This window comes from Peterkaempfera podocarpi (assembly GCF_042466665.1).
Lineage (GTDB): Bacteria > Actinomycetota > Actinomycetes > Streptomycetales > Streptomycetaceae > Peterkaempfera > Peterkaempfera podocarpi.
This window is the reverse complement of record NZ_CP162102.1, coordinates 3,970,607-3,983,543: the sequence shown is the minus strand read 5'-3', so window position 1 is coordinate 3,983,543 and position 12,937 is coordinate 3,970,607. Positions and strand designations below refer to the sequence as shown.

The 12,937-nt window shown below is 71.1% G+C and carries 9 protein-coding genes and 1 pseudogene; 5 read left to right on the top strand and 5 right to left on the bottom strand.

Going from position 1 to position 12,937, the window contains the following annotated elements:
- Nucleotides 1-25: 25 nt before the first annotated feature.
- The 3 genes and pseudogenes from AB0761_RS17425 (at nt 26) to AB0761_RS17415 (ending at nt 4,081) form a co-directional block, all read left to right on the top strand.
- Nucleotides 26-376 carry an Lsr2 family protein gene (locus AB0761_RS17425; protein ID WP_377269959.1) on the top strand — a complete coding sequence of 117 codons (351 nt, stop codon included), beginning with the start codon at nt 26-28 and terminating at the stop codon, nt 374-376.
- 382 nt (nt 377-758) lie between these two features.
- Nucleotides 759-3,265, top strand: a pseudogene (locus tag AB0761_RS17420) (ATP-dependent Clp protease ATP-binding subunit).
- Between the two features lie 78 nt (nt 3,266-3,343).
- Nucleotides 3,344-4,081 (top strand): L,D-transpeptidase family protein, encoded by a 738-nt coding sequence (locus AB0761_RS17415; protein ID WP_377274170.1) that lies wholly within the window; start codon nt 3,344-3,346, stop codon nt 4,079-4,081.
- 96 nt (nt 4,082-4,177) lie between these two features.
- Here AB0761_RS17415 and AB0761_RS17410 read toward each other — a convergent pair whose 3' ends face one another.
- The 3 genes from AB0761_RS17410 to AB0761_RS17400 all read right to left on the bottom strand — a co-directional run bounded on the left by AB0761_RS17410 (nt 4,178) and on the right by AB0761_RS17400 (nt 7,739).
- Nucleotides 4,178-5,740: an aldehyde dehydrogenase family protein gene (locus AB0761_RS17410; RefSeq protein ID WP_377269958.1), complete on the bottom strand. Its 1,563-nt coding sequence runs from the start codon at nt 5,738-5,740 to the stop codon at nt 4,178-4,180.
- Between the two features lie 244 nt (nt 5,741-5,984).
- Nucleotides 5,985-6,770: a M23 family metallopeptidase gene (locus tag AB0761_RS17405; protein WP_377269957.1), complete on the bottom strand. Its 786-nt coding sequence runs from the start codon at nt 6,768-6,770 to the stop codon at nt 5,985-5,987.
- 360 nt (nt 6,771-7,130) lie between these two features.
- Nucleotides 7,131-7,739 carry a TetR/AcrR family transcriptional regulator gene (locus AB0761_RS17400; RefSeq protein ID WP_377269956.1) on the bottom strand — a complete coding sequence of 203 codons (609 nt, stop codon included), beginning with the start codon at nt 7,737-7,739 and terminating at the stop codon, nt 7,131-7,133.
- Between the two features lie 159 nt (nt 7,740-7,898).
- Here AB0761_RS17400 and AB0761_RS17395 point away from each other — a divergent pair, with 159 nt between their 5' ends.
- Nucleotides 7,899-9,491: an MDR family MFS transporter gene (locus AB0761_RS17395; RefSeq protein ID WP_377269955.1), complete on the top strand. Its 1,593-nt coding sequence runs from the start codon at nt 7,899-7,901 to the stop codon at nt 9,489-9,491.
- Nucleotides 9,492-9,672: 181 nt separating this feature from the next.
- Here AB0761_RS17395 and AB0761_RS17390 read toward each other — a convergent pair whose 3' ends face one another.
- Nucleotides 9,673-10,587 (bottom strand): A/G-specific adenine glycosylase, encoded by a 915-nt coding sequence (locus AB0761_RS17390; protein WP_377269954.1) that lies wholly within the window; start codon nt 10,585-10,587, stop codon nt 9,673-9,675.
- Between the two features lie 142 nt (nt 10,588-10,729).
- On the opposite strand from AB0761_RS17390, the gene AB0761_RS17385 reads away from it, so the two are divergent.
- A complete protein-coding gene (locus tag AB0761_RS17385) occupies nt 10,730-11,668 on the top strand; it encodes a hypothetical protein (protein ID WP_377274169.1) in 939 nt (312 codons plus the stop codon).
- Between the two features lie 63 nt (nt 11,669-11,731).
- Here the strand turns inward: AB0761_RS17385 and disA are convergent, their stop codons facing one another.
- Nucleotides 11,732-12,790 carry a DNA integrity scanning diadenylate cyclase DisA gene (gene disA / locus AB0761_RS17380; protein WP_377274167.1) on the bottom strand — a complete coding sequence of 353 codons (1,059 nt, stop codon included), beginning with the start codon at nt 12,788-12,790 and terminating at the stop codon, nt 11,732-11,734.
- Between the last annotated feature and the right edge of the window lie 147 nt (nt 12,791-12,937).

The window sequence follows — 12,937 nt, the reverse complement described above, 5'->3', positions numbered from 1 at the left end:
CGTCGTTTAGTGGAAAGGGAAGCCCGTGGCGCAGAAGGTGCAGGTTCTTCTTGTCGACGATCTCGACGGTGGAGAGGCGGACGAGACGGTCACGTTCGCTCTCGATGGAGTTGCCTACGAGATCGATCTGAAGAGTGCGAACGCCGACAAGTTGCGTGAGGTGCTCGCCCCCTTTGTCGACAAGGGACGCAAGCAGAGCGGACGGCTGACCGCCGCCCGTGGACGTGGCCGCGCGGCCGCGTCCGCCGCCCGCCCGGCGGCCGGCCAGGACACCGCGAAGATCCGCGCCTGGGCCAAGGAGAACGGCTACACCGTCAATGACCGCGGGCGCGTCCCCGGCGAGGTCCGGGTCGCCTACGAGAAGGCCCACGCCTGATCCCGGCGGCGCCGCGCGGCACATCCGCAGCCACACGGGGGCGGAGGGGAACTCCGCCCCCGGCAGACCGGTCGAATCGGATGGAACGGCCGTCACAGCGGGTATGACAGGGGTGACGACGGGATGGTCCACCGCAGTGCCGCAAGCCGTGTGTCGGCGGTCGCGTTCGCCATGGGCGTAGCGGTATCAGGTGGATCCGGCTGGCCTGCGGGAACATCGTCTCGCAGCATCGGGTTGGGACTGTTGTCTGCTGTCGCGGGGGAACGCGTCGCGACGGGTGTCGACAGTTGAAGTGAGCTGTCCCGCTGCGCGGGACTAGCATGCGGAAGGACAGGGAGGGGACCGACCCCTTACTGCCCGACCGCTCTGAGGAGCGATAACGATGTTCGAGAGGTTCACCGACCGCGCGCGGCGGGTTGTCGTCCTGGCTCAGGAAGAAGCCCGGATGCTCAACCACAACTACATCGGTACTGAGCACATCCTCCTGGGCCTGATCCACGAGGGTGAGGGTGTCGCTGCGAAGGCCCTGGAGAGCCTCGGGATTTCGCTCGAGGCGGTTCGCCAGCAGGTGGAGGAGATCATCGGGCAGGGGCAGCAGGCCCCGTCCGGGCACATTCCCTTCACCCCCCGTGCCAGAAGGTGCTCGAGCTCTCCCTGCGGGAGGCTCTGCAGCTCGGCCACAACTACATCGGCACCGAGCACATCCTGCTCGGCCTGATCCGGGAGGGCGAGGGCGTCGCCGCCCAGGTCCTGGTGAAGCTCGGCGCCGACCTCAACCGGGTGCGGCAGCAGGTCATCCAGCTGCTCTCCGGCTACCAGGGCAAGGAGACCGCCACCGCCGGCGGCCCGGCCGAGGGCACGCCCTCGACCTCCCTGGTCCTCGACCAGTTCGGCCGCAACCTCACGCAGGCCGCTCGCGAGGCCAAGCTCGACCCGGTCATCGGGCGCGAGAAGGAGATCGAGCGGGTCATGCAGGTGCTGTCCCGCCGCACCAAGAACAACCCGGTGCTCATCGGCGAGCCCGGTGTCGGCAAGACCGCCGTGGTCGAGGGCCTGGCCCAGGCCATCGTCAAGGGCGAGGTCCCGGAGACGCTGAAGGACAAGCAGCTCTACACCCTCGACCTGGGCGCGCTGGTCGCCGGCTCCCGTTACCGCGGTGACTTCGAGGAGCGCCTGAAGAAGGTGCTCAAGGAGATCCGCACCCGCGGCGACATCATCCTCTTCATCGACGAGCTGCACACCCTGGTCGGCGCCGGTGCCGCAGAGGGCGCCATCGACGCCGCCAGCATCCTCAAGCCGATGCTGGCCCGCGGCGAGCTGCAGACGATCGGTGCCACCACGCTCGACGAGTACCGCAAGCACCTGGAGAAGGACGCCGCGCTGGAGCGCCGCTTCCAGCCCATCCAGGTCGCGGAGCCGTCGCTGCCGCACACCATCGAGATCCTGAAGGGCCTGCGCGACCGGTACGAGGCGCACCACCGGGTGTCCATCACCGACGCCGCCCTGGTCGCCGCCGCAACGCTGGCCGACCGCTACATCTCGGACCGCTTCCTCCCCGACAAGGCGATCGACCTCATCGACGAGGCCGGCTCGCGGATGCGCATCCGTCGCATGACCGCGCCGCCGGACCTGCGCGAGTTCGACGAGAAGATCGCCGATGTGCGCCGGGAGAAGGAGTCCGCGATCGATGCGCAGGACTTCGAGAAGGCCGCTTCGCTCCGTGACAAGGAGAAGCAGCTCCTGCAGGCCAAGGCCAAGCGGGAGAAGGAGTGGAAGGCCGGCGACATGGACGTTGTCGCCGAGGTCGACGAGGAGCTGATCGCGGAGGTCCTGGCCACCGCGACCGGTATCCCGGTCTTCAAGCTGACCGAGGAGGAGTCCTCCCGGCTGCTGCGCATGGAGGACGAGCTCCACAAGCGCGTCATCGGGCAGAAGGACGCCATCAAGGCGCTGTCCCAGGCCATCCGCCGTACGCGGGCCGGCCTCAAGGACCCCAAGCGCCCCGGCGGCTCCTTCATCTTCGCCGGCCCCTCGGGTGTCGGTAAGACCGAGCTGTCCAAGACGCTCGCCGAGTTCCTCTTCGGCGACGAGGACGCGCTGATCCAGCTCGACATGTCCGAGTTCAGCGAGAAGCACACCGTCTCGCGGCTGTTCGGCTCCCCGCCCGGATACGTGGGCTACGAGGAGGGCGGCCAGCTGACGGAGAAGGTGCGCCGCAAGCCGTTCTCGGTCGTCCTCTTCGACGAGGTCGAGAAGGCCCACCCGGACATCTTCAACTCGCTGCTGCAGATCCTGGAGGACGGTCGCCTGACCGACTCCCAGGGCCGGGTCGTGGACTTCAAGAACACGGTCATCATCATGACCACCAACCTCGGCACCCGGGACATCTCCAAGGGCTTCAACCTGGGCTTCGCCGCCCAGGGCGACATCCAGACCGGGTACGAGCGGATGAAGGCCAAGGTCGGCGAGGAGCTCAAGCAGCACTTCCGCCCCGAGTTCCTGAACCGCGTCGACGACATCGTGGTCTTCCATCAGCTGTCCGAGGACGACATCATCCAGATCGTCGACCTCATGATCGCCCGGGTGGACGAGCGGCTCAAGGACCGGGACATGGGCATCGAGCTCGGTACCGAGGCCAAGAAGCTGCTGGCCAAGAAGGGCTACGACCCGATCCTGGGCGCCCGCCCGCTGCGTCGCACCATCCAGCGTGAGATCGAGGACGTCCTCTCCGAGAAGATCCTCTTCGGTGAGCTGCGCCCCGGTCACATCGTGGTGGTCGACACCGAGGGCGAGGGGAAGGAAGCCAAGTTCACCTTCCGCGGCGAGGAGAAGGTGCCGGTCGCCGATGTGCCGCCGGTCACCGCCGCCGGCCCGGACCTCACCAAGTAGGCTGAGCCGTACGTACGGAGCCGCCCCGGACACCGTCCGGGGCGGCTCCGCCATGACAGGGGAGGACCGACCAGGATGATGCGCGGCATACGACGGCTGACCGCCGCCCTGCTCCTGGGGGCCGCCCTCACCGCCTGCGGGGGCACCGCGGACACCTCCGGCGCCGGTGCGCCCCACCCGGGGCACACCACGGACGCACCGCACACCGATGCCGGCACCGCGAGCCCCCGGCGCAGTACCCGGATCGCCGGCCTGGGCGCCGACTGGTCGGCGAAGATCCCCGCCGACGCCCGCCAGGTGGTGGTCGCCTATGGCGACGGCGCCGCCTCCGCGACCGGCCGGGTGGTGCTCTACCGCAGGCAGGGCGGGCTCTGGACGACCGAGGCGAGCTGGGCCTCGCACAACGGCCGGCGCGGCTGGACGCCCCGGCACCGCGAGGGCGACACCCGGAGCCCCGTCGGGGTCTTCACCATCCATGACGCCGGCGGGGTGCTGCCCGACCCCGGCGCCAAGCTGCCGTACCACCAGGACCCGGCCTTCACCCCGCCCGCGTCCTGGGGGCCCACACACCGGCACGACTTCGACTATGTGATCGCCATCGACTACAACCGGGTGCCCGGCAGCTCGCCCCTGGACTCCCGCCGCCCTCAGGGCGAGCAGGCCGGCGGCGGCATCTGGCTGCACCTGGACCCGGGATTCGGCTCCTCCGCGTGCGTCACCCTGCCCCGGCAGGCCATGCAGACCCTGCTGCGCACCCTGGACCCGGCCCAGCACCCCGTTGTGGTGATGGGCCCCCGCGCCGCCCTCGCCGTCTGAGGGCCCGCCCGGGAGACCCGCCGGGGGCGCGGCAGGGCCGCCCGCCCGGCCCCACTGCGTACGGCCCCCGCCACCGGAGATGCATCGCCGCAGGGGTCAGCGCGGCGGGTAGAGGGAGTAGTCGGGGAAGTTCCCGTAGAGCTTCTCGTCGGCCCCCTCAGGGCCGTAGGTGACCGCCTGGACCAGCAGGTCGCCGCCGACGAAGGCGCCCTTCCAGGAGGCCCCCAGGCCGCCGAAGACCTCCTCGCGGTCACCGCGGCTGCGCGGCTTGTTGACCCCGATCTTGAAGGCCAGGATGTCGGGGGTGATCCTGGCGGCAAAGGCCTCGTCGTCGGTGGCGAGACTGGCGACCAGTGAGCCGTTGCCCGCGTTCATGGCCGCGAGCAGCTCGGACTCGGTGTCCACCAGGACCACGGAGTCCAGCGGGCCGAAGGGCTCCGAGTGGTGCAGCGACCAGTTGGCGGGCGGTTCCAGGACGCAGGCCGGGGCGCTGTACGCGGAGGTGTCCTGGCCGGGCAGGAAGGCGCCGTCGGAGAGCGGGCCGCGGTGCAGCGGCACGGCCCGGCCGCGTACCGCCTCCTCGAACTGGGCCGTCAGCTCCCGCGCCTTCGCTGCATGGATCACCGGTCCGAAGTCCAGCTCCGGCAGCGGGTCCTGGGGATCGGCGACGGCGAGCGGATGCCCGAAGCGGATCTCCCGCACCACCGCGAGGTAGGTCTCCAGAAAGGCCGGGAAGAGCGATCGCTGGACCACATATCTGGGGTATGCGGTGCAGCGCTGCTTGGCGTACTCGAAGCCCTTGCGCAGATGGGCGGCGAGCATGTCCCACTGGGAGAAGTCCCAGATGCCCCAGGTGTTGAGCCCTTCCTGCTCCAGGAAGTGACGGCGATTCAGATCGGCCAGCGAGGTGGCGGCCCGGCGGCCGTTGGTGCGTCCGCCGACGAAGGCCAGCGCGCCGAGCCCGGGGGAGCGGATCAGTGCGTCGGCGATGCTGGCTCCTGTGCCCGAGAGCAGGGTGACCGGCAGTCCGGCGCGGCGCATCAGCGCATGGGCCAGGGTCAGGCAGTGGAATCCGCCCTGTGAGGGCGTCTTGGCCACCACGGCATTGCCCGCCAGCAGTTGGACCAGCTCGGCGTGCACCTGCACGCTCATCGGATAGTTCCAGCTGGCGATGTTGGAGACCGGGCCGGGCAGCGGCCGGCGTTCCGCCGGGGTGCCCTGGGCGAGCTGCCGCTCGATCTGCGTCAGATACCAGCGCACTCCGTCCAGCGCCCGGTCGACATCGGCGCAGGCGAGCCGCCAGGGCTTGCCGATCTCCCAGACCAGCAGCAGGGCCAGCAGGTCGCGGTGGCCGGCCAGGGCCTCCACGGCGGCGGAGACCCGGGCCCGGCGCTCGTCCAGGGGGACCAGGCCCCAGGTGCGGTGCTCGGATATGGCGAAGGAGACGGCGGCCTCGGCCGCCTCGATACCGACCCTGGGCGGGCCGGGGATGGGACTGCCGTCCAGAGGGGTGGTGTGCTCGCCGGGGGTCCCGGCTGCGCTCCAGTCACCGCCCACCAGATTGAGCAGCCGGTCGGGGGTGAAGGCCTCGGGCGCGGCCTGCACGCATCGGCCGTAGGTCGTGGACCAGGATGTGCCGGGCTTGAGCTGCAGTGCCACGTGGAGCTCCTCCGGTCGGGAACCCCCGCACGGGCGGCGGAGTGGCGATCAGGCTGCCATGCCGCCCGCTGCCGGCGACATGGCGTCGGGCTTCCAGTGTGCGGTGCGCGGCTGATGGGCGCGAGAAAGCGCCTGGTGGGGGTGGTGGCGGCGGGGCAGCGGGTGACAAGTCTCACGTTCCGGGCATGGCGGCGGCCCCGCCGTCCGCAGGGACGACGGGGCCGGGCTCAGTCCGGGGGACGACTCAGAAGGAGACGCCCTTGGACTGCAGGTAGGTGGCCGGGTTGATGACCGCGCCATAGGAGTTGGTGGTGCGGATCTCGAGGTGCAGGTGCGGGCCGGTGGAGTTGCCGGTGCTGCCGGAGCGGCCGATCTGCTCGCCGGCCGACACGGTCTCGCCGGCGACGACGCCGAGCGAGGACATGTGGGCGTACAGGGCGTAGTGGCCGTCGGCGAGGCGCAGCGTCACCGAGTTGCCGTAGGCACCGGCCCAGCCGGCCGAGACGACGGTGGCGTTGCCGACCGCGTACAGCGGGGTGCCGGTGGAGACGGCGAAGTCCATACCGGTGTGGTAGCCGGCGGCGTAGCCGCTGTTCGGCACGCCGAAGGGCTGGCTGAGCCGGGTGCCGGCCGGGACCGGGGAGCTGTAGCCGCTGGTGGCGGCGGCAGGGGCGGCGGGCAGCTGGGTGCGCGCCGCGGAGCGGGAGGCGGCGTTGGCGGCCGCGATGCGGTGGGCCTCGTGCGCGGCGTGGGCCGCGGCGGACGAGGTGGCGCGGGAGGCGGCGTTGGCGGCCGCGATGGTGTGCGCCTCGTGGGCGACGTGCGCGGCGTGGGCCGCGGCGGAGGTCTTGGCGGCCTCGTTGGCGGCGTGGACCACATGGTTCACGTGGGCGACATGCGCCTCGTGGGCGCTCGGGGTCTTCACGTCGTCCGCCGCGAAGGCGGTGCCGCTGAGGGCGGCGGTGGCCATGGTCACGCCGGCGATTGCGGCGGCCAGGCGGATGGGGCGTATCTGGGTGTTGCGCTTCACGCTAAGTCCTCTATCGGTACGACGGCCCGGTGCCGCAGGGGCACGGTGAGGTGCCGGTGCGCGGGCCGGGGCCCCGACTGGGCGGGGGCTTCAGCGGAACGGGTGAGCGAATGAACGTCGATGTTTCGACCTGCTCCCCGTCGGGCAAAACAAGTCGTAACAAAATCCGCCGGGCCGACCAAAGCCACGGTTTTACTACGCATGTCCGTATACGGACTGCTTCCGAGGCGGGTGCGGGGGCGGATTTTCCGCTCTGAGCTGGCGCCGTTCTGCGGCCCTGCCGCTACGAGTGCCGATAGTGACTCTGGTGTGCGTTGTGACCGGGCTCACTCGCAGCGGCCCGGTCCGACGCGGAAACGATCACTTTTGGGGCGTTTCCGCACCCGGGGTGATGCGGCCGGCGATCTCCAGTGCGACCTCCAGTGCGGCTGCCTGTCGGGCCGCCTGGTCGGGGTGGTCCGCGGCGTCGGTGTCGTCCTCCTCGTCGCGAAGCAGGAAGAGTCCGGCATTGATGGCGAAAAGGGACATAGCGGCCCTGACCCGGTCCTGGTAGGTGCTCTCCGGGCCCTGGATGAGCCGCACCATGGCGATCATCCGGTCCTTGAAGCGGGCGCCGGCGTTGAGCTCGCGCACGGCGGGCTGGTTCTCGTGGAAGAAGCGGAGCAGCGTGATCCGCTCGGCCATCCCCTCCGCGAAGCGGCGCACCAGCTCGTCGCGCACCTGGGGCGACCAGGGGTGCTGCTCCCCCCAGGCGATGGCCTCGTCGATGGGTGCGGACATCGACTCGACGATGCCGTAGACGATGTCGTCCTTGGTCTTGAAGTGGTAGTAGAGAGCGGCCTTGGTCACGTTCAGCCGGTCGGCGATCTCCCGTAGCGAGGTCTGCTCGTAGCCGTGCTCCGAGAACAGTTCGAGGGCGACGTCCAGGATGCGGGTCCGGGTGTCCCCGCGAGGCGTGTGGGTGCTCATCCTTCGGTCGTGCCCCTTGTTCGTGGTCTTGGGAGGTCAAGTCTTCCGCCTGAAGCGGTGCGGACGGAAATCAACTTGACGGTCGGCTGGCAGGGAGCCTAGCTTGCCGGAGAAGAGTGCACTAGCCGGTCGACAAGTAAGCAACGGGGGAGCCCCACCGTGTCCGAGAAACCTCAAGCCCTGGCGGCGGGCGCCGCCCAGGATGTGCCGGAGACGCGCACACCGCGTGAGATACGGGTCATCATGGTGGGCCTGGTGATCACCATGCTGCTCGCGATGCTCGACAACCTCATCGTCGGCACCGCGATGCCCACCATCGTCGGGGACCTGGGAGGGGCCGAGCACCTCTCCTGGGTGGTCACCTCCTACACCCTGGCCACGGCGGCATCCACTCCCATCTGGGGCAAGCTCGGCGACCTCTACGGACGCAAGGGCACCTTCATCATCTCGATCGTGATCTTCCTGGTCGGATCCGCCCTCGCGGGCCTCTCCCAGACCATGGGCGAACTGATCGGCTTCCGGGCACTCCAGGGCCTGGGCGCGGGCGGCCTGATGGTCGGCGTGATGTCGATCATGGGTGCGCTGGTGCCGCCCCGCGACCGTGGCAAGTACCAGGGCATGTTCGCCGGAGTGATGGCCATCGCCATGATCGGCGGCCCGCTGGTCGGCGGTTTCATCACCGACCATCTCAACTGGCACTGGACCTTCTACATCAACATCCCGCTGGGCGCGGTCGCCCTGCTGGTCGTCACCGCCACCCTGCACCTGCCCAAGCTCCGCTCCAACGCGCGGATCGACTACCTGGGCGCCGCACTGCTCACCGTGGGCATCACCGCCCTGGTGCTGATCACCACCTGGGGCGGCCAGCAGTACGACTGGGCGTCCGGTCAGATCCTGGGCCTCGCCGTGCTCGCGGTGGTCACCCTGGTGGGCTTCGTCCTCACCGAGCGCCGGGCCGAGGAGCCCATGCTGCCGCTGGGGCTCTTCCGCAACCGCAACTTCACCCTGGTCTCGGTGATCGGCTTCCTGGTCGGCTTCACCATGTTCGGTTCGGTGACCTTCCTGCCGCTGTACCAGCAGAGCGTGCAGGGTGCCTCGGCCACCAACTCCGGCCTGCTGCTGATGCCGATGATGCTGGGCATGCTGGTGGTCTCGCTGGCCGTCGGCCAGGCGATCACCCGCACCGGCCGCTACCGCATCTACCCCATCCTCGGCACCGGGGTGATGGCCGGCGGTGCGCTGCTGCTCTCCACCCTCGGCACCGACACCACCCGCTTCACCTCCAGCGTCTACATGGTGGTGCTGGGCGCCGGTATGGGCTTCCTGATGCAGGTCACCATGCTGGTGGCGCAGAACAGCGTGGAGCTCAAGGACATGGGAGTGGCCAGCTCCACCGCCACCCTGTTCCGCACCATCGGCGGCTCCTTCGGTGTGGCGCTCTTCGGTGCGCTCTTCACCAACCGGGTCACCGCCACCATGACGGACCTGGGCGTGTCCGGCGGCAAGGAGCAGACCGCCCAGCTCACCCCGTCCGTCCTGAAGACCCTCCCCGCCGCTTTCCAGAACGCCTACCACCACGCCGTCTCCAACGGCATCCACTCGGTGTTCCTGTGGGGCGCGGTGGTCAGCGTGGTGGGCATCGCCGCTGCTGTCTTCCTCAAGGAGGTGCCGCTGCGCGGTGCGGGCAACGCGAGCGGCGCGACGGCCGACGCCGGCGAGGGCAGTGCCACCGAACTGGCCGGGGCGCACTGACCCGCGCACACCACCCACGGCCAGCCGTGCACCTTCAGGGGCGCGGGGAACCGACGCTCAGCCCGCCGTCTCAGGCGGGGACTGCGCGCGGGGCCCCGCGCCCCCGGCGTGCGACCGCCCGGGCGGCGCGGAACCGACGGGCCCGCTCGGACATCCCGCGGGGCACGGTGGAACCCAGGTCTCAGGGCCGACTGCTCGGGACCGCTCCGGGAAGGCGGTAGACACCCGGGCCGACCGGCTCCACCAGGCCGTCGGCGACCAGGCCGTCGAGGGCGCGGGCACGCTGCACCGGCTCGTCCCAGACCGCGTCCAGCGCCGCCTGGGCCACCTCGCCGTGCGCCTCCCGCAGCACGGCGAGCAGTTTGCCCCGCACCTGCCGGTCGGTGCCCGCATAGGTCTGGCCCCGCCGCGGCGGGCCGTCGTACGGCGGGCTGCCTGCCAGCCGCCAGGCGCACATCGCCGCCACCGGACACCCGACGCAGCGCGGTGTGCGGGCGGTGCAGACCAGTGCGCCCAGCTCCATCACCGCAACCGCCCAGGTCGCGGCGGTCCCGTCGGCGTCCGGCAGCAGTGCGGTGGCGGTACGGCGCTCGGCGGCGGTGGTCGCCGTCGGCGGGTGCTCCACGGCGTCCACCACCCGGGCGAGGACCCGGCGCACATTGGTGTCCAGGACCGCATGCCGCTGCCGGAAGGCGAACGAGGCGACCGCGGCGGCGGTGTACTCGCCGACGCCGGGCAGTGCGAGCAGCTGGGCGTGGTCGTCGGGCACCTCGCCGCCGTGCCGCTCCGTGATGGCGGTGGCGGCGGCGTGCAGCCGCAGCGCGCGCCGCGGGTAGCCGAGCCTGCCCCACATCCGGACCGCCTCGCCCGGGGCGTCGGCGGCCAGGGCGGCGGGCGTCGGCCAGCGCTCCAGCCAGGCCGCGTACGCGGGCAGCACCCGCTTCACCGGGGTCTGCTGGAGCATGAACTCACTGACCATCACCGCCCACGGCGTGGCCTCGGGAGTGCGCCAGGGCAGGTCACGGGCGTGCTCGGCGTACCAGTCGAGGATCGTGGAGTGCAGCACGGGAAGCGGCACGGCGGTGTGTACAGACATCTCACTCCGATCCTCCCATGCTGGGCCGATCAGCCGCCGCCCGGTCGGCGCATCAGGCTGATGATCTGAAAGAAGCTCCCTGGCTGAGGTGTTGATGCGGTGAGGGGCGGTTGATCTCTCGTAGAGTTTGCGCGTGCCCTCTATGCGCCATCCCGTGGGACCGCTGCCCGCGTCCATCTACTGGCGGCGGCGGTTCGTTGTGCTCGTCGTCCTGGCCGCGATCGCGGCACTGGTGATCTGGCTGACCACGGGCGGGGGCGGAGGCAGTCACGCCAAGGGCAAGCAGCCGGTGCCGGTCGAGTCGATCACCCCGGGCGCGGGGCCCAGCGGGTCCGCGATCAGCACCCGTCCGGGCGGTACCGGCGGCACGGCCACGGGTGGCGACACGAGCGGTGGCGCCACCCCGAGCAGCTCCCCGTCCGCCGGCGGCAGCCAAGGCTCCTCGGACACCACCACCGACGGGGGCGGCGACAGCGGAAGCGGCGGTACGGGTGGGACCGGCGGCAGTGACGTCAGTCTTTCGGGTGGTGCCACGGATGGCGGCACCGGCGGCACCGGCGGCGGGGCCGGCGGGGCCGCAAGCGGCGGCGGCAGCGCCACGGGCGGGGCGGCGGCCGGCGGCGGGACGGGCGGCGGCACCGTACCGGTCAACACCTCGGCGGTGCGTGCCCTGCCGATCTGCCCCACCTCCAAGCTCTCCCTGGAGCTCGCCAGCGCGCAGAACGCCTACCAGCCCAAGGAGCGCCCGCGCTTCGAGCTGACCGTGCGCAACTCCGGCGCGGCCTGCCGGGCCGACCTCGGCAGGGCGGCCTCGGTGATCACCGTCAGCGCCTCCAGCGACGGCCGGGTGTGGTCCTCGGGCGACTGCCCCACCGACCGCAGCGCCAAGTGGGTCGGCATCCCCGCCGGCAGCTCCGTCACCGAGACCTTCGTCTGGGACCGCAGCCGCTCCACCCAGCAGTGCCCCAGCCCCTCCCCGAGCGGCAGCGCGACCGACGGCGTCTATCTGGTGCAGGCGGACCTCAGCGGGGTCTCCGGCACCCCGGTCACCGCCCGGGCGTCCTTCCGCCTGGAGAGCTGAGGCCCCCGGAGCGCCCGCGGAGCCGCAGCCCGGGGCCCTCAGGGCCGCAGCGGGCTGCCGTCCTCAGACGTAGCGCTCCAGGATCGACGACTCGGCGAGCCGGGAGAGGCCCTCGCGGACGGACCGGGCGCGGGCCTCGCCCACGCCGTCGACCGTCTGCAGGTCGTCGACGCTGGCGGCGAGCAGCTTCTGCAGGCCGCCGAAGTGCTCCACCAGCCGCTCGATGACGGTGTTGGGCAGCCGGGGCACCTTGGCCAGCAGCCGGTAGCCGCGCGGCGAGACGGCGGAGTCCAGCGCCTCGGGGGTGCCGGGGTGGCCGAGCGCCTTGGCGACCGCCTGGACGTCCAGCAGCTCGGTCTGGCTGAGCGTGTCCAGCTCGGCCAGGACGTCGTTGACGGTGCGGCCCCGCTTGGCGGCCCGCTCCGGGAAGTAGTCGCGGGCCACCAGCTCCCGCTCCGGCTCCACGCCGGCGATCAGCTCGTCCAGCTGGAGGGAGAGCAGTCGGCCGTCGGTGCCGAGCTCGATCACATAGCCGGCGATCTCGGCGGCGATACGGCGGACCATCTCGAGCCGCTGGGCGACGGCCGTGACATCGCGGACGGTGACCAGGTCCTCGATCTCCAGCGCGGAGAGGGTGCCGGCCACCTCGTCCAGCCGCAGCTTGTAGCGCTCCAGGGTGGCCAGCGCCTGGTTGGCGCGGGAGAGGATCGCGGCGGAGTCCTCCAGTACGCGGCGCTGGCCGTTGACATAGAGGGCGATCAGCCGCATGGAGTGGCTGACCGACACCACGGGGTAGCCGGTCTGCTTGTTGACCCGCTCGGCGGTGCGGTGCCGGGTGCCGGTCTCGTCGGTGGGGATGGAGGAGTCCGGCACCAGATGGACGCCCGCACGCACGATCTTGGTGATGTCCTTGTCCAGCACCACCGCGCCGTCGAGCTTGCACAGCTCCCGCAGCCGGGTGGCGGAGAACTCCACATCCAGCACGAAGCCACCGGTGCACAGCGGCTCGACCGTCTTGTCGAAGCCCAGCACGATCAGGCCGCCGGTGTTGCCGCGCAGCACCCGCTCCAGGCCGTCCCGAAGGGCGGTTCCGGGGGCGACTGCACTGAGGGAGGCACGCACAAGGGCCTCCTCGCGGGGGGACTTCTCCGCCCGGTCGTTGGCTGCCACTGGACTCCCTCGGTCGGCCGGCGGTGCGGTCTGCCGACGTCTGCCGTGTTGCGATCAGGGCAAAGTTTACCGTCGGGCGGCGGGTGAGGGTGGCGGGTC

Excerpts from the sequence above, each read along its gene's own strand:
- AB0761_RS17415 (WP_377274170.1), top strand. The coding sequence starts at position 3,344 with ATGCGCGGCATACGACGGCTGACCGCCGCCCTGCTCCTGGGGGCCGCC.
- AB0761_RS17400 (WP_377269956.1), bottom strand. The coding sequence starts at position 7,739 with ATGAGCACCCACACGCCTCGCGGGGACACCCGGACCCGCATCCTGGAC.
- AB0761_RS17390 (WP_377269954.1), bottom strand. The coding sequence starts at position 10,587 with ATGTCTGTACACACCGCCGTGCCGCTTCCCGTGCTGCACTCCACGATC.
- AB0761_RS17385 (WP_377274169.1), top strand. The coding sequence starts at position 10,730 with ATGCGCCATCCCGTGGGACCGCTGCCCGCGTCCATCTACTGGCGGCGG.